Genomic DNA, 16,523 nt, shown 5'->3' with positions numbered 1-16,523 from the left:
GCTGAGCTCGGTCGGGGAAGCAGACCCGGCCCGCGGTGTGAAGGTTGATGCGCCGCGAGCCGGTTGAGCCGCTTTCAGCCCTTGTTCAGTTGCTCAGCCCTTCTTCAGTACCAGTTCCGTGTTGCGGTCGCCCGGGTGGCCGCCGCCGGTCGTGCCGTGGCCGGGAGCGTTGTACGCCAGCTCGCGGTAGAGGGCGGCCAGGCCCGTCTGCGTGAGGTCGGCGAAGTCGGTGCGGTGGGGGGCGGCCGACTCGACCAGGGTCGTGAACAGGGACAGGGTGCCGTCCTTGTTGTCGGCGATCTCGATCACGCGGGCGAGGTGCGGGTAGTCCACGTGCGAGGCGGTCGAGATCTCCCAGAACGAACGGCCGCCGGAGCCCTTGTGCGGGGTGATGTCGTTGCGGTGGATGTGGCCGTTGACCCAGGCGATCACGTTGGCGTGCTTGCCGAGCAGGGCCAGGACCTCCTGGCCGTTGTGACGGCGTTCGTTCGGGCGGGAGGGGTCGGCATGGGACGTGTTGTCCATCGTCTGGCTGGTGTGGTGGCTGAAGATGATGGCGTGCGAGTCCTTGTTGTCCCGCAGTTGCCTGTCCAGCCAGTTCAACTGGGCCGTACCGATGGAGCCTTCGTAGTGGCCGCCCGGGTCGGTGGTGTCGATGCTGATGCCGATGACGTCGTCGGAGATACGGAAGGTGTAGTACTGGGTGCCCGCCGCGAGGTTGGCGGAGGAGTAGCCGTGGCCGACCGGGCCGTTGCCGCGGTGGGCCGGGTCGAGGTGGGCCTTGAGGTAGGCGGTCGGGGTGTACGGCGCTCGCCTCTCGTCCGCCGTCACCGATCGCATGTCCCGCGCGTGCGCCTTCAGCAGGTCCCGGAAGGCGTGGCCCTGCGGGTCGTTGCCTGCGGCGATGTGGTCCAGGAGCTTCTTCGCCTCGGCCGCCGGCAAGTTCATCAGCTTCTTGCCGCCGACCGCGTACTCGGCGAGCCAGGAGTCGCCGTGGCCGTAGCAACCCAGCGGCAGGGCGTCGTGGTTGCCGACGGTGGAGTACCAGGGCAGGTTGAGGCCGGGGCTGCGGACCTCGCGGACGGCGGCGGCGAGGAAGCCGTCGAGGTGCGGGAAGCCGAGCTGCTTGTCGCCGTCGCGGATGGCGGAGTCGGGCTGCCAGAACAGCTTCAGCCCGCTGTTCTGGACGCCCTCGTAGTGCCGCGGATCACCGGAGTTGGGCGTGATCCGACCGCCGCTCATGATGGTGAGGAACCACTCCAGCTCGGTCCCGGAGTTGTTGTCCGTGTTGTCGCCGGTGGTCATGGCGAAGTGCAGCGGCGTACCGGTGACGGGCGCCCCGCGCAGGGAGTTGATCCGCTCCACGAGTGAGATCGCCCCGTGCACGGTCAGCGCCTCCTGCGGACGCCAGTTGTGCGGGGAGGTCGAGCGGAGGTACTCCAGCCGCAGCGGGTGCTGGACGTCCATCAGGTGCAGGTCGGTGAGCTGTACGAACGCGGCGAGCGCGGTACGGCGGCCGGCGCGGCCCGACTTGGGGGCGGCGAGCTCGCTGCGCACGACGCGGGACCAGCCGGGGCCGTCGCCGAGGCGGCGGTAGCCGGAGGAGGTGCGCGGGGCGGCGACCGTGGCGAGGGTGGTGCCCTTGGTGTAGGGCGCGAGGGGGGCGGCCGGGGCCCTGCGGGACTGCGCCACGACCCGGGTGGAGTCGGTGGCGGCCTGGCTGTCGGTGGGCCGCAGGGCGTAGCCGACGCCTGCGGAGACGGCCGCCGCGCCGGTGGCGGCGAGGACGGTACGGCGGTTGATCGCCGGGATGGTGGCGGCGACAGAGCGTATGCGCGACATGGCGCGATCTCCCCGAGTGGCAACGCGTCGGCAGTGGTCGCGGGCTGTTTCGCTGTCGCGAACAATCCGCTCACCTGGATGCTTGGCACCGGGAATGACCTGCACATGAACGAGACGGCAACGGGCAACGCCGATCACCGTACGTGGATCTTGGGCCACCCTGTGCGTTCACGACCGCTCGTCGGGCGGCCCGGGGGCGGTCACTCCGTGTTCATTTTTCGGGGTACTGAAGGGAGTTCACGGGACTGTTCACAGGACGGTGAAGCCGTCCAGGACCTTGTCGTAGACGGCGCGGCCGCGGGGTGCGGTGGCCGGGCGGTAGCGGGTGGCGATCCGGTAGGTCTCCACCCCTTCGGTGAAGGCGAGTTCGACGGTGTGCCGGGAGGTGCCGTCGGAGGTGTACGTGTACTCCCACACGGCGGCGGAGCGGTTCTGGAAGTCGGTCTGCTCCAGGCGGAGGAGGTGGTAGTCCCGTTTCCCGGTCATGCTGCGGTCCTGTTCCTCCCAGCCGTCGAGCAGGCCGTAGGAGGTGGCCGCCATGGCAACCGACGCGGTGATCTGCTGGCTGCCGTCCGGGGCGGTGTAGGTGATCGCGTCGCCGTGCTCCGTCCGCTTCCAGCCCTTGGGCGGTATCCAGGCGAAGCCGGCGGGCTCGACGCGGGCGCCCTTGGGCGGGGTGGGGCCGGCCTGTGTGGAGGCCGACCCCTGGTTGCCTCCGGGATCGTTTCCTTCGTTGGTCATGACGAGGGGCACCAGAATGACGCCGAGCGTGACACCGGCGCCGATGAGGCCGACGGCGAGTCCGGAGAGGGCGAGGCGCAGGCCGTGGCGTCGTGAACTGGCCGACGCCGCACGGAACGAGGGCCACTGCGGCGGGGGGCCGCCCGACGCCGGAGAGCCTTGTGCGGAGGCTTGCTGCGGGCTGCCGTACGAGAGCGGACCGCCGGCGAACGTCGCGCGACGATGGGTGCTCCCCGGCCCGGTGGATGCCGGGCGGCGGGGCAGGGGCCCGTGGGACCCTCTGCGGTCACGGGGGTCTCGCCGTCCGTCGGCCGGACGCGGGCGTTCGCTCGGTCGGCTCGGGGAGAACCCACTCGCGTGCGACCGGCCCCGGTCCGCCGGACTCGCCGGAACCCCGGTCGCCTCCGCCTGCTCCGTCTCCTCGGTCCGCCCCGCCTGTAACGCCGCGCCGCCCGGCTCCGGCGCCACCAGCGTCACCCCGAGCAGCGCGGCGAGGTACCGGCGCCAGAAGGGCAGGGTCTTGTTGCGGCCGTGCTCGACGAAGGGGTCGTCCGTGTCCCGCGGGTCCGCCTCCGTCAGCGAACGCCAGTAGCGGTGACCGAATCCCTCGCGCTCCGCCACCCGCGTGGTCTCCGTCGGCTCGCTCATGGCTCGACCGCCTCCGCTCCCTTGGGCAGTGCCACGGACGGCGACGCGACGCCGGACTCGGGGGCGGTGGCGCGCGCCCCGCCGAGGACCTCCTGGACGGTTCGCGCGCCGCCCAGCTGTGCGATCAGTGCCGGTGCCGAGGCGCCCACGGCGAGTGCGGCCAGCGGGCCGGTCAGCTGGGAGTGGAAGGCGATCCCGGCACCCGCACCGAGGCCGAGACGGGTGAGCGCGACGGCGATGTCGGACGGCGCGTCGACGTACTTGCCGAACCCGGGAAGCCGCTTCCGGTTTCTGGCCAGGGCCTGGTGCCGTGCCCTCTGCCAGGCGGCGATCCGCCCGTAGAAGGCGACGGCCTCCACCACGAGGCCGCCCAGTGCGCCGTACACGGCGCACACCGTCCATTCCATTGCCGTCCCCTCGGCGACGGCGGTGCCCACGGCTTGCTCACCGCCTGCTCACGGCTGTTGCTGCAGGTGCAATATGCCATTGTAGGTGGCGAGTTGACGTGAGCAGAGGTGCTCGACGGACGAACACCGGACCGTCACTCCTCCCCGGCCGCCCCCGCATGCCCCGTCACGGGCCGCTCCCGCCACAGCGCGAGCCCCACGTCGACCAGGGAGACCCGTTGCAGACGGGGCACCTCGTCCAGCGGGTGCCAGGCCGCCATGTCCGTCGAGCCGCCGACCTCGGGGCGGAGTTCGCCGCCGGTGATCCGCGCCTCGTAGACCAGCCGCAGGGCCTGGTGGTCCACCGACCGGCCGAAGCGGCCGGGCAGGGTCCGGCGGAACGAGTCCACGCCGAGCAGCCCGGTGATCTCCACCAGGTACCCGCTCTCCTCCCCCACCTCCCGGTGGACGGTGTGGTAGGGATCCTCCCCGTGCTCCATGCCACCGCCGGGCAGGGTCCACTCCGGCTCACCCGCCTCGTCGTACCCGCGGGCCAGCAGGAGCCGGCCCTCCTGGACGCACATGGCGTAGGCCGCCACCCTCAGTTTCCTGCGCACGTACGGACGTTAGAACGCCGGCGTCGGATTGGCAGGCGAGTATTCGGGCGCCGTCCAGCGCAGCGGCACCGTCGACGGGGCCTCGACGACCTCGGCCGGCGTGAAGCTCACCCTCCGCTCGCCGGCCTGGCTCGCCGCCCGGAACCACCTCGAACTGCTCACCACCGCGCCCGACCGCATCCGCGGCTGCGCCCATGAGCGATGCGTCCGGCACTTCTTCGACACGTCGGGGAACGGCACGCGTCGCTGGTGCTCGATGGCGGCCTGCGGCAACCGGGCCAAGGCGTCACGGCATTACGCGCGCTCGAAGATTGCTTGAACTTGCGGGTTGTTTGCCGTATTTGCGGCTGATGCCCGTAAAGCACATCGGGGGTTTTCCCCATACGTCCATAGCGTTTCGGTCAACACTTCCCAAACAACTGCCCCTTGGGTAAAGCTGTGCGCTCGTCCGGCACTGAAAATCTTCACTCCAAGGGATGCCGATGACCCTCACGCCCCTCAGACCCGTGGCCCGAATAGCCGTGGCCGCCGGTCTCGTCGCCGCGCTCTCCGCGGCCGGGCCGATACCCATGGCCTTCTCCGCCGACGCGCCGTCCCCGGGCTCCACCGCCCCCTCGGACGGCAGCGTCAAGTCCGCGCAGGAAAAGCTCGGTTCCGACGACGCGGACCTGCTCGCCGAGGCCAAGGCCGACGGCGACAAGAACGTCACGATGATGATCGCCACCGCCCCGGGGCAGACCGAGCAGGTCGCCGGGAAGCTGGACGCGGTCAAGGGCGGCTCGGTCGGCCGGACCTACGACAAGCTCGGTTACGTCCGCGCCACCGTCCCCACCTCGCAGGCGGACGCGGCCATCGCCGCCGCCGCGAAGCTCTCCTCCGTGCACGGCATCGACCTGCGTGAGGAGATACCGCTGGACGACCCGAGCGCGACGAGCGGCTCCAAGTCGGCTTCAGGCACGGTGAGTTACCCCGCCCCGGACAAGAACACGCCCGCCGAGAACCCGTACAACCCGTCCTTCGAGACGGGTGCCGTCGACTTCGTGAAGGACCACCCGAAGGCGGACGGCCGCGGCGTCACCATCGGCATCCTGGACTCCGGTGTCGACCTCGGCCACCCCGCGCTGCAGAAGACCACCACCGGTGAGCGGAAGATCGTCGACTGGGTGACGGCGACCGACCCGATCGTCGACAGCGACGCCACCTGGCGCCCGATGGTGACCGCCGTCTCCGGGCCCACCTTCACCTACGGCGGCCGGACCTGGACGGCGCCCGCCGGTTCGTACCAGGTCAGCACCTTCAGCGAGGCCGCCACCGCGGGCGGTGACGCGAAGGGCGACGCCAACCGGGACGGGGACACCACGGACAAGTGGGGCGTCCTCTACGACGCCGCCGCCGGGACCGTCCGCGTCGACCTGAACAACAACCACGACTTCGGCGACGACGAGCCGATGAAGCCGTACAAGGACGGCTTCCAGATCGGCTACTTCGGCACCGACGACCCGTCGACCGACGTCGTGGAGCGCCAGCCGTTCGTCGTGCAGATCCGCAAGGACGTGCCGATGGACCCGTTCGGCGGTGACTGGGTCGGCAAGAAGGCCGACTTCGTCAACATCGGCGTCATCGAGTCCGAGCACGGCACGCACGTCGCCGGCATCACCGCTGCCAACGGCCTGTTCGGCGGGAAGATGAACGGCGCGGCCCCCGGCGCGAAGATCGTCTCCTCCCGTGCCTGCACCTGGACGGGCGGCTGCACCAACGTCGCGCTCACCGAGGGCATGATCGACCTCGTCGTGAACCGCGGTGTCGACGTCGTCAACATGTCGATCGGCGGCCTCCCGGCCCTCAACGACGGCAACAACGCGCGCGCCGAGCTGTACACGCGCCTCATCGACACGTACGGCGTGCAGCTGGTGATCTCGGCCGGCAACTCCGGCCCGGGCGCGAACACCATCGGCGACCCGGGGCTGGCCGACAAGGTGATCTCCGTGGGCGCCGGTATCTCCAAGGCGACCTGGGCGTCCAACTACGGCTCCGCCGTGCAGAAGAAGTACGCGATGATGCCCTTCTCCTCGCGCGGGCCGCGTGAGGAGGGCGGCTTCACACCGACCCTGGTCGCGCCGGGTGCCGCGATCAACACCACCCAGACCTGGCTGCCGGGCTCCCCGGTCGCCGAGGCGGGCTACTCGCTGCCGGCCGGCTACTCCATGCTGCAGGGCACGTCCATGGCCTCCCCGCAGGCCACGGGTGCGAGCGCGCTGCTGCTGTCGGCCGCCAAGCAGAAGGGCATCGAGCTCAAGCCCGCCACCCTGCGCACGGCGCTGACGTCGACCGCCCACCACATCAAGGGCGTTCAGGCATACGAGGAGGGCGCGGGACGCATCGACATCGTCGACGCCTGGGACGCGATCCGCGACGGCGCCACGTCTCACGACTACACCGTCAAGGCACCCGTCGACACCGCGCTCGACCAGGCGCTGAAGACGCCGGGCTTCGGCACCGGCCTGTACGACCGCGAGGGCGGCCTCAAGGCGGGTGACAGGAAGACGTACGACGTCACGATCACCCGGACCTCCGGCCCCGACAAGGCGGTCCGGCACGAGCTGGGCATCGAGAACAACGCCGGTGACACCTTCCGGATCGTCGGCAAGGACGAGGTGAAGCTGCCGCTGAACCAGCCGGTCACCGTCAAGGTTCAGGCGAACCCGAGGTCCGCGGGCATCAAGAGCGCGATCCTCTACGTCGACGACCCGCGGACCGAGGGCGTCGACAGGCAGATCCTCGCCACGGTCGTGGTCTCGACGCCGGTGAAGTACACCTTCACCGCCTCGAACACGGTGCAGCGCAACAGCACGCAGTCGTACTTCGTGACCGTGCCCGAGGGCGCCGAGTCCCTGGAGGTCGCCATCGGCGGGCTGAAGGACAAGAGCCAGACCCGGTTCATCGCGATCCACCCGTACGGCACTCCGGTCGACGACACCAGCACCCCGAAGTGCTACAACAACTACCTCGACGGCAACGGCTGCAAGCCCGACGTGCGTTCGTACGCGGACCCGCAGACCGGCGTCTGGGAGATCGAGGTCGAGTCGCGACGTACCTCGCCGCTGCTCGACAACCCGTACCAGCTGGACGTCGCCGTCCTCGGTGCGGCCTTCGACCCGGAGACGGTCACCGTGCCCGAGGCCAGGGTCGGTACCCCGGCCGCCGTCTCCTGGAAGGTGACGAACAAGCTCGCCGCGCTCGACGGCAAGCTGGTCGGCGGCCCGCTCGGCTCGTCGAAGACGGCCCGCCCGACCATCAAGGAGGGCGAGACGCAGACCACCACGGTCGAGGTGCCCACGGGCGCCAAGTCGCTGGACGTCGCCATCGGCAGGGTGTCGGACGCGTCCGCGGACCTCGACCTGACGGTGAAGAACGCGGCCGGCACGGTCGTCGGCCAGTCCGCCGACGGCGACTCGGAGGAGGCGGTTTCGGTCGCCTCCCCGGTCGCCGGTACGTACACCATCGAGGTCGCGGGCTACTCGGTCCCGTCCGGCTCCACCGCGTACGACTACCGGGACGTCTTCTTCTCCGCGTCCCTGGGCACCGTCACCGTCGACGACTCGGCGCCGGTCAAGCTCGGCACGGGCGACTCGGCGACCGTCTCCGGCAGCGTCACCGCAGCGGCGGCCGCCCCGGAGGGCCGTGCGTTCTTCGGGCAGGTCCAGCTGGTGAACGCACGCGGCACAGCCGCGGGCACCGGCAGCGTGAAGATCGAGAAGGTCACTCCGTAGTCCGCGGTACGGCGGTGAGGGCGGGCGTCCGTACGGGCGCCCGCCCTTTCCCGTCAGCAGCCGATGCCGGCCGACTCCTTCAACGCCCGGCCGAGTCCGGCGCGTTCGCGGGCGATCGACTTCTCGCCGACGAGCACGTGGTCCGGCGTGGCCGCGTGCTGCGGAACAGCCACGAGGACGTGATCGCCCTTGTGGAGGGCCTTGAGGAGAGCACCCTCGTCGATCACGACCGAGAGTTCCTTGGTGGACTTCTGCGGCTTGTACGAGCGGGTCACGTCCACGGTGATCCGCTCCTGCCCGGCGGTCCCGGGCACCGGCTCGACGCCCGTCACCTCGCCCTCGGCGACCAGCCGGGCGCAGGCGAGGTAGCCGGGACTGGAGAAGGCGGAGCCGGCCTCGGCGTTCCGCTCCCCCTTGGAGGCCGAGTCGGCGCTGCCGCCCGGCATCGAGCCGGCGCCGCTCCCGGCCTGCACCACCAGCCAGCCCACCCCCGACAGCACGGCCGCGACGGTGGCCACCGCGAGGGAGCCGAAGGCGAACCTGCGCACCCGGCGCCGGTCCCGCGACGCCCGTACCGGAGCGGGCGTCCGCTCCGGCCGCGGTTCCTCGGCCAGCGCGTCCCCGATGATCCCGAGCTGCTGCCGCAGCAGCGCCACATCGGCCGTCGCCCTGCGGTGCTCGGCCGCGAGGGCGGCGTCCGCGCGGGCCTCCTCCGGCAGCTCCTCGCCGGTGATCGCGGCCATCAGCGCGTCGGTGCCGTCGTACATCTCGTGCGTCTCGTGTCCGGCGGTCATCTCACACCACCTCGTCCTCGTGCAGGCGGGCGCGCAGAGCTCGTACCGCCGTGTGCAGCCTGCTCTTGACCGTGCCCTCCGGGATGCCGAGCTCGTCGGCTATCGAGCGGACGGGCAGGTCTGCGTAGAAGCGGAGGACGAGGACCTGGCGCTGGGAGTCGGGGAGCTCGTCCAGGCCCCGGGCGACGGCCAGGGAGAGCACGCTGGTGTCCTCTCCCGACGGGTGCTCCAGCTGGCGCAGGGAGGCGAGGCGCTCGCCGATCCGCTCCTGGCGGCGTTTGGCGCGGTGCCAGTCCATGGCCAGGTTGGAGGCGACGACGGCCGCCCACGCGGAGACGTCGCGCGGGGCCTCGTACCCCTTCGCGGCCCGCTCCAGCAGCCGCAGACGGACCTGCTGCACCCCGTCCGGCAGGTCCGTCTGCGGCACCCCGCCCAGCGCGAGCACCGCCCGCACCCGGCGTTCCTGAGCCGCGTCCAGAGGATCGCCATGATCGTCCTCCTGGCCACGGCGGGCCTTTCTGCGCAGCACAAGCCACCCCCTCACCGCGTTTCCTCTACGACGCGGGAGCCGGCGGAAACGTTCGGCCCTGCCGCGGGAAATCGTTCAGAGGTGTACGTCACACCGCCGCGCGCGGCCAGCACAGCTTGCGGCACCGGGCCTCCGTAGGATGAATTTCTCCAGCTCAGCGGGGGTGTGGGCGGAGTTTGGCAACCGTTGATCGCGGCGCGGCGTCCCAGGCTTCGGGCATGGAGCGCAAAGAATTGGACAGGCGGACCCGGGTCGGCCGCATGATGGAAACGCCGCAGACATACAGGAACACGCAGAAGGAGTCGCCGTGAGGGTCGGAATCGTCGGAGCCACCGGGCAGGTCGGCACGGTCATGCGCAGGATCCTCAAGGAGCGCGACTTCCCGGTCACCGAGCTGCGCCTGTTCGCCTCGGCCCGCTCGGCCGGGACGGTGCTCGACGGTGTGACGGTGGAGGACGCGGCGACCGCCGACTACACGGGCCTGGACATCGTCCTGTTCTCCGCGGGTGGCGCGACCTCGAAGGCGCTGGCCGAGAAGGTCGCCGCGCAGGGCCCCGTCGTGATCGACAACTCCTCGGCCTGGCGCAAGGACCCGGAGGTCCCGCTGGTCGTCTCCGAGGTGAACCCGCACGCGATCGCCGACCGCCCCAAGGGCATCATCGCCAACCCGAACTGCACGACGATGGCCGCGATGCCGGTCCTCAGGCCGCTGCATGACGAGGCCGGTCTTCAGGCTCTGGTCGTCGCCACCTACCAGGCGGTTTCCGGCTCGGGCCTCGCGGGCGTCGCGGAGCTGCACGGCCAGGCGCAGAAGGTCGTCGCCGACGCCGACAAGCTGACCCACGACGGCGGCGCGGTCGACTTCCCGGAGCCCGGCGTCTACAAGCGCCCCATCGCGTTCAACGTGCTCCCCCTCGCGGGCTCGATCGTCGAGGACGGTCTGAACGAGACGGACGAGGAGCAGAAGCTCCGCAACGAGTCCCGCAAGATCCTGGAGATCCCCGAGCTCAAGGTCTCCGGCACCTGCGTCCGCGTTCCGGTCTTCTCCGGCCACTCCCTCCAGGTCAACGCCCGCTTCGCCCGCCCGATCTCCCCGGAGCGCGCGACGGAGCTGCTGGCCGGCGCCCCGGGCGTCGCGCTCTCCGACATCCCGACCCCCCTCCAGGCGGCCGGCCAGGACCCGTCCTTCGTCGGCCGCATCCGCCGCGACGAGACGGTCGACAACGGCCTGGCCCTGTTCATCTCCAACGACAACCTCCGCAAGGGTGCCGCGCTGAACGCGGTGCAGATCGCGGAGCTGGTGGCGGCGGAGCTGAAGGGCTAGCCCCTCCTGACCTCGTAGAGGAAACAGCCGTACTCGACGGCCCGGACGTGGACGAGCGCCACGGACGGGTCGTCGAACGCGTTGCGGAAGGCCACGTCGTCGGGCGCCTCGACCAGCTCGCCGCCGAGGATGTGCCCGTCGGCCGAGTAGCGGCGGACCGTGCGGTGGGCGTTGTCGAACGGGTGGCCGTCGAGGTCGGGCCCCTCACACTCGTCGGCGTGGATGAAGACGGGACCCTGTTCGTCGTAGGCCCCGGGCTGGGCGCCCGTCTCGGCCGCCCAGCGGCGCAGGGGCGCGTACGACACGAGGGCGATCCGCTCCCCCGGTTCGCTGCGGCGCAGACAGCAACGAAGCGGGGCGCCGCCCTCGTCGTCGGCCACGGGGACCGTCGGACGGCCCGCGTCGTCGACGGTGCGCAGTTCCTTGAGGACGGACGGGGCGATGGGTCGTGCGGGGTACGTCGTCATACGTCCAGGCTGACGCGTGCGGCGCCGCGTGACCGGCGGGATTCGGACGTGGCGGTCCGGTGGTGCCGACCGGTTGATCCATCGGGAAAACCCTCGTCGCCCTCCCCACGGTGACATGGAAGGATGGCGGAACCCACACATAACGAGGAGATGACCGCGTGCCTGGCACAAACCTGACTCGCGAAGAGGCGCAGCAGCGGGCGAAGCTGCTCACCGTTGACTCGTACGAGATCGATCTCGACCTCTCCGGCGCGCAGGAGGGCGGCACCTACCGGTCCGTGACGACGGTGCGTTTCGACGTGGCCGAAAACGGTGCCGAGTCCTTCATCGACCTGGTGGCCCCGACCGTCCACGAAGTGACGCTGAACGGCGACGCCCTCGACCCCGCCGAGCTCTTCAAGGACTCGCGGATCGCCCTCCCGGGGCTGCTGGAGGGCCGTAACATCCTCCGGGTCGTCGCCGACTGCGCCTACACCAACACGGGTGAGGGGTTGCACCGCTTCGTCGATCCGGTGGACCAACAGGCTTATCTCTACACCCAGTTCGAGGTCCCGGACGCCCGCCGCGTGTTCGCGTCGTTCGAGCAGCCCGACCTCAAGGCGACCTTCCAGTTCACGGTGCAGGCCCCCACCGGCTGGACCGTCATCTCCAACTCGCCGACGCCCGAGCCGAAGGACGACGTCTGGGCCTTCGAGCCGACGCCGCGGATCTCCAGCTACATCACGGCGCTCATCGTCGGCCCGTACCACTCCGTGCACAGCGTGTACGAGAAGGACGGGCAGAGCGTGCCGCTGGGCATCTACTGCCGGCCCTCGCTCGCCGAGTTCCTCGACTCCGACGCGATCTTCGAGGTCACCCGGCAGGGCTTCGAGTGGTTCCAGGAGAAGTTCGACTACGCGTACCCGTTCAAGAAGTACGACCAGCTGTTCGTGCCGGAGTTCAACGCGGGCGCGATGGAGAACGCGGGCGCGGTGACCATCCGGGACCAGTACGTGTTCCGCTCCAAGGTCACCGACGCGTCGTACGAGCTGCGCGCCGAGACCATCCTGCACGAACTGGCCCACATGTGGTTCGGCGACCTGGTCACCATGGAGTGGTGGAACGACCTGTGGCTGAACGAGTCGTTCGCCACGTACACCTCCATCGCCTGCCAGGCGGACCACGCGCAGTCGCGGTGGCCGCACTCCTGGACCACCTTCGCCAACTCCATGAAGACATGGGCCTACCGGCAGGACCAGCTGCCCTCCACCCACCCGATCATGGCCGAGATCAACGACCTGGACGACGTCCTGGTCAACTTCGACGGCATCACCTACGCCAAGGGCGCCAGCGTCCTGAAGCAGCTCGTCGCGTACGTCGGCATGGACGAGTTCTTCGGGGGTGTGCAGGCGTACTTCAAGCGCCACGCGTACGGCAACACGCGCCTGTCCGACCTGCTGGGCGCGCTGGAGGAGACCTCCGGCCGCGACCTGGGGAACTGGTCGGAGAAATGGCTCCAGACCGCCGGCATCAACATCCTCCGTCCCGAGATCGAGACGGACGCGAACGGCGTCATCACCTCCTTCGCCATCCGCCAGGAGGCCCCGGCGCTCCCCGCGGGCGCCAAGGGCGAGCCGACCCTCCGCCCGCACCGCATCGCGGTCGGCCTGTACGAACTCGACGACGACAGCGGCAAGCTGGTCCGCGACGAGCGCATCGAGCTGGATGTCGACGGTGAACTGACCGCCGTACCGCAGCTGGTGGGCAAGCGCCGCCCGGCCGTCGTCCTGCTCAACGACGACGACCTGTCGTACGCGAAGGTCCGCCTCGACGAGAAGTCCCTCGCCTTCGTCACCGAGCACCTGGGCGACTTCGAGTCGTCGCTCCCCCGCGCCCTGTGCTGGGCCTCTGCCTGGGACATGACACGGGATGCGGAGCTCGCGACCCGCGACTACCTCTCCCTGGTCCTGTCGGGCGTCGGCAAGGAGTCCGACATCGGTGTCGTGCAGTCGCTGCACCGCCAGGTGAAGCTGGCCATCGACCTGTACGCCGACCCGGCCGCCCGCGAGGCCCTGCTCACCCGCTGGACCGACGCCACGCTGGCCCACCTGCGCGCGGCCGAGCCGAGCAGCGACCACCAGCTGGCCTGGGCGCGCGCGTTCGCGGCGACGGCCCGGACGCCGGAGCAGCTGGACCTGCTGGAGGCCCTGCTGGACGGTTCGCAGACGATCGAGGGTCTGGCCGTCGACACCGAGCTGCGCTGGGCGTTCGTGCAGCGGCTCGCCGCGGTCGGCCGCTACGACGAGACGGAGATCGCCGGCGAGTACGAGCGGGACCGGACGGCCGCGGGCGAGCGCCACGCGGCCAGCGCCCGTGCCGCCCGGCCGACCGCGGAGGCGAAGGCGGAGGTCTGGGCGCAGGTCGTCGAGTCCGACAAGCTGCCGAACGCCGTCCAGGAGGCGGTCATCGGCGGCTTCGTCCAGACCGACCAGCGCGAGCTGCTCGCCCCGTACGCCGAGAAGTACTTCGAGGTGGTCAAGGACGTCTGGGACTCCCGCTCGCACGAGATCGCCCAGCAGATCGCGGTCGGCCTCTACCCGGCCGTCCAGGTGTCACAGGAGACCCTGGACCGGACGGATGCCTGGCTGTCCTCCGCCGAGCCCAGCGCGGCCCTGCGGCGGCTGGTCTCCGAGTCCCGGTCGGGCGTGGAGCGCGCACTGAAGGCGCAGGCGGCGGACGCGGAGGCGTAGCCACCCGCAGGAGTACGAAAGCGAGGGCGCCCGGTGTCCCACCGGGCGCCCTTCCTCGTTCCTGCGCTCAGCGCACGACCATCCCACCCGTCACGTTGACGAACGTGCCGGTGATGCCGGCCGCGTGGTCGGAGGCGAGGAACACGGCCGTGGCGGTGACCTCGGCGAGGGTCGGGTTGCGGTGTGTCATCCGCATGCCGGCGAGGTTGGCGACGATGCCCTGGACGGCGGCTTCGTCGATGGCGGGGTTGACCGCGGAGAGCTTCTCGACCGTGAAGGTCTCGGGGACGCCGGCCGCCCACAGGCCCACGGCGCGCACCCCGCGCGGACCGCACTCCAGCGCCAGATTCCGTACGAGCGTGTCGATGGCGGCGTCAGCGGGTCCCGTGCCGCCCATCATCGGACTGCCGTGCGCGGAGCCGCTGTTGAGGGTGAGGATCACGCCGGAGCCGCGTTCGGCCATGCGGCGGGCGGCGCCGCGGGCGGTGATGAAGTTGGCGCGGACGCCGCCCAGCACGGGCCGCAGGAAGTCGTCCACGGGCATGTCGGTGAGCGGGGCGCCCTGCACGTCGCCGCGGGTGACCAGGTTGAACGAGATGTCGACGTCCCCGACGCCCGCGAGGTGCTCTTCGACGGCCGCCTCGTCGAGGGCGTCCACGACGGCGACCTCGGCGTCCGCGATGTCGGCGGCCACGGCCTCCAGCGTCTTGCGGGTACGTCCGACGAGGTGGACCCGCGCGCCCTGCTCGGCGAAGGCGCGGGCGACCGCGCCGCCGATCGAGCCGCCGGCGCCGTAGACGATCGCGGTCTTGTCGGTGAGCAGCATGGTGATCTCCTCGGTCGGGGTGTTCCGTGTCGGTCGGTCATACAGACGCACCGCACCCGGATCACTCATCGGTCGTCACAGCCGCAGCGGCAGCCCGAAGGCCGGGAACAGGTGCGGTTCGAAGGACGTGATCTCCACGATCCGGTCGTCGGCGTCGAAGCGGAGGACGTCGAGGACCTGGGCACGGTGGACCTGCGTGCCGGGTCTGCGGACGTAACCACCCGCCGCGAGCTGCCCGTTGGCGCGGGCGGGCAGGTGGCGCCAGTGGCCGAAGAACATGGGGGACGCCGGGTCGAGGGTGGGGCGCAGGAACTCGACGAGGGCGTCCCGGCCGGTGAACCAGAACGGGTTGGGCGGCATGGTGAGCGTGACGTCCTTGCTGAGCAGGTCGGTCATCGCGGCGAAGTCGAGCTGCTCGGCGGCGGTCATGTACCGCTGCAGGACCGTGCGTTGGGCTTCCGTCGGCTCGCCCGCGTTCCAGTCCGCGCGCTGCCCGGGGAGGTGGTCGCGGAGGGTGGGTCGGGCCCGCTGGAGGGCGCTGTTGGCCGAGGCCACGGTCAGGTCGAGGGCCTCGGCGGTCTCGGCGGCGGTCAGGCCGAGCACGTCCCGCAGGATCAGCACGGCCCGCTGGCGGGGCGGAAGGTGCTGGATGGCGGCGAGGAAGACCAGCTCCAGGGTCTCGCGGGAGACGGCGGCGACGTCCGGCCGGTCCTCCTCGGCCGTGGGCAGCTCGTCGTCGGGGTAGGGCTGCAGCCAGGTGATGCGGGCGGGTGCCTCGCCGGTGCCGTGGTTCATGCCGGGGACCGGCTCGTAGCGCTGCGGGCGGCGGGCGGTGCGGCGCTGGAAGTCGAGGCAGGCGTTGGTGGCGATGCGGTACAGCCAGGTGCGGGCGCCGGCCCGTCCCTCAAAGGCGTCCCGGGCCCGCCAGGCCCGCAGGAACGTCTCCTGCACCAGGTCCTCGGCGTCGTCGTAGGAGCCGGTCATGCGGTAGCAGTGGACGTGGATCTCGCGGCGGTGGGACTCGGTGAGGGTGGCGAAGTCGGCTTCGGTGAGGGGGTTTTCCGTAACGGCTCTCGATGTTACGGAAGGCTCGGTGGCCCCCTGGGGCTCCTTCGCGGTGTCCCGGGCGGTCCGGGCGACCCGCCGCAGCCGCGCCACGGCGGCCGACAGGTCGGCCACCCCGGAGTACAGGACCGACGGCGGCTGCGGCGTGAGCTCCTGAACCCGCCGCCCGATGTCGTCGATCAGGCCCTGCACGCCGGCTCCCGTCCAGGCCCCCTGCCGACGCCGGTACGCCTTCTGCCTGCACGCGGCCGAGCAGTACACGGAGCTGCGGCCGGTGCGGCCCGCCCGTGCGGGAAGCGGTTTGCCGCAGCTGGCACAGATGTCGGCGACCACGGGGACCTCCGGGAGTCCGGCAAGGGCATCGAGCCCGGTCGTTGCGTCACACGGGAACGATGTGACGCTATCGCGACACGGAGGCCGGAGGGGCGCCCTCCGGTCACGGACCACGTCAGCCCGTGGCGGCCCGCGCCCTGTCGGAAAGCTCCACCGCGACCTCCCGCAACACCCCCAGCACCCGCCCCACGGCCGCGCCCTCCCCGGCCCCTTTCCGTACGGCCGCCACCACGTGTGCCACGGCCAGCAGCGCGGCCACCCATCGCCAGAACGCCTGCTGCACCGGCGGCACGCTGTCGTGCAGGGCCCGGGAGGTGACGAAGCCGCCGGACCAGACGACGGTGGCGAGGGCGGCGAGGGCGAGTCCGCGGAGGGAGTGGGTGGTGGGGGTGGTGCGGGTGGGGGCGGTCCGGTCGAGGGCGACGGCCACGGAGGTCCTTTCGGTGACGGGT

At 71.1% G+C, this 16,523-nt stretch carries 13 protein-coding genes and 2 pseudogenes; 4 read left to right on the top strand and 11 right to left on the bottom strand.

Annotated features, from left to right (window positions below; all coding sequences use genetic code 11):
* Window positions 1-93: 93 nt before the first annotated feature.
* From LJ657_RS01185 to LJ657_RS01165, 5 genes and pseudogenes are all read right to left on the bottom strand, one after another.
* Window positions 94-1,842, bottom strand: coding sequence for a TIGR03767 family metallophosphoesterase (locus tag LJ657_RS01185; protein WP_232646196.1), 1,749 nt, complete (start codon window positions 1,840-1,842; stop codon window positions 94-96).
* Between the two features lie 249 nt (window positions 1,843-2,091).
* Window positions 2,092-3,231: a serine/threonine kinase C-terminal domain-containing protein gene (locus LJ657_RS01180; RefSeq protein WP_232646195.1), complete on the bottom strand. Its 1,140-nt coding sequence runs from the start codon at window positions 3,229-3,231 to the stop codon at window positions 2,092-2,094.
* Window positions 3,228-3,668, bottom strand: a complete 441-nt coding sequence (locus tag LJ657_RS01175) for a hypothetical protein (protein ID WP_232646194.1) — start codon at window positions 3,666-3,668, stop codon at window positions 3,228-3,230. The genes LJ657_RS01180 and LJ657_RS01175 overlap by 4 nt, the downstream gene beginning before the upstream one ends.
* 104 nt (window positions 3,669-3,772) lie before the next feature.
* Entirely contained in the window at window positions 3,773-4,234 is a 462-nt protein-coding gene (locus LJ657_RS01170) for an NUDIX hydrolase (RefSeq protein WP_232646193.1), read from the bottom strand.
* Window positions 4,235-4,243: 9 nt separating this feature from the next.
* A pseudogene (locus tag LJ657_RS01165) lies at window positions 4,244-4,357 on the bottom strand (pyridoxamine 5'-phosphate oxidase family protein); the annotation flags it as partial.
* Between LJ657_RS01165 and LJ657_RS01160 the strand changes: the two are divergent.
* Both LJ657_RS01160 and LJ657_RS01155 read left to right on the top strand, forming a co-directional pair.
* Window positions 4,356-4,553 (top strand): annotated as a pseudogene (locus LJ657_RS01160) (CGNR zinc finger domain-containing protein); the annotation flags it as partial. The pseudogenes LJ657_RS01165 and LJ657_RS01160 overlap by 2 nt on opposite strands.
* 163 nt (window positions 4,554-4,716) lie before the next feature.
* Window positions 4,717-8,004, top strand: a complete 3,288-nt coding sequence (locus tag LJ657_RS01155; RefSeq protein ID WP_232646192.1) for a S8 family serine peptidase — start codon at window positions 4,717-4,719, stop codon at window positions 8,002-8,004.
* A gap of 53 nt (window positions 8,005-8,057) precedes the next feature.
* Here LJ657_RS01155 and LJ657_RS01150 read toward each other — a convergent pair whose 3' ends face one another.
* A complete protein-coding gene (locus LJ657_RS01150) occupies window positions 8,058-8,798 on the bottom strand; it encodes a hypothetical protein (protein ID WP_232646191.1) in 741 nt (246 codons plus the stop codon).
* A gap of 1 nt (window position 8,799) precedes the next feature.
* On the bottom strand, window positions 8,800-9,327 hold the full coding sequence (locus LJ657_RS01145) for an RNA polymerase sigma factor (protein ID WP_232646775.1): 528 nt from the start codon (window positions 9,325-9,327) through the stop codon (window positions 8,800-8,802).
* Between the two features lie 307 nt (window positions 9,328-9,634).
* Between LJ657_RS01145 and LJ657_RS01140 the strand changes: the two genes are divergently transcribed.
* Window positions 9,635-10,651, top strand: coding sequence for an aspartate-semialdehyde dehydrogenase (locus LJ657_RS01140; RefSeq protein WP_232646190.1), 1,017 nt, complete (start codon window positions 9,635-9,637; stop codon window positions 10,649-10,651).
* Here LJ657_RS01140 and LJ657_RS01135 read toward each other — a convergent pair.
* Window positions 10,648-11,118 (bottom strand): DUF1203 domain-containing protein, encoded by a 471-nt coding sequence (locus LJ657_RS01135; protein WP_232646189.1) that lies wholly within the window; start codon window positions 11,116-11,118, stop codon window positions 10,648-10,650. The genes LJ657_RS01140 and LJ657_RS01135 overlap by 4 nt on opposite strands.
* Before the next feature lie 158 nt (window positions 11,119-11,276).
* On the opposite strand from LJ657_RS01135, the gene pepN reads away from it, so the two are divergent.
* Window positions 11,277-13,847 carry an aminopeptidase N gene (pepN, locus tag LJ657_RS01130; protein WP_232646188.1) on the top strand — a complete coding sequence of 857 codons (2,571 nt, stop codon included), beginning with the start codon at window positions 11,277-11,279 and terminating at the stop codon, window positions 13,845-13,847.
* 67 nt (window positions 13,848-13,914) lie between these two features.
* Here pepN and LJ657_RS01125 read toward each other — a convergent pair whose 3' ends face one another.
* The 3 genes from LJ657_RS01125 to LJ657_RS48860 form a co-directional block, all read right to left on the bottom strand.
* Window positions 13,915-14,673 (bottom strand): SDR family NAD(P)-dependent oxidoreductase, encoded by a 759-nt coding sequence (locus tag LJ657_RS01125; protein WP_232646187.1) that lies wholly within the window; start codon window positions 14,671-14,673, stop codon window positions 13,915-13,917.
* A 75-nt stretch (window positions 14,674-14,748) separates the two neighbouring features.
* Window positions 14,749-16,071, bottom strand: coding sequence for a sigma-70 family RNA polymerase sigma factor (locus LJ657_RS01120; protein WP_232646186.1), 1,323 nt, complete (start codon window positions 16,069-16,071; stop codon window positions 14,749-14,751).
* Window positions 16,072-16,186: 115 nt separating this feature from the next.
* Window positions 16,187-16,501, bottom strand: coding sequence for a hypothetical protein (locus LJ657_RS48860; RefSeq protein WP_372487788.1), 315 nt, complete (start codon window positions 16,499-16,501; stop codon window positions 16,187-16,189).
* Between the last annotated feature and the right edge of the window lie 22 nt (window positions 16,502-16,523).

The organism is Streptomyces guryensis (genome assembly GCF_021261325.1).
Lineage (GTDB): Bacteria > Actinomycetota > Actinomycetes > Streptomycetales > Streptomycetaceae > Streptomyces > Streptomyces guryensis.
This window is presented reverse-complemented; position numbering and strand designations above follow the sequence as displayed.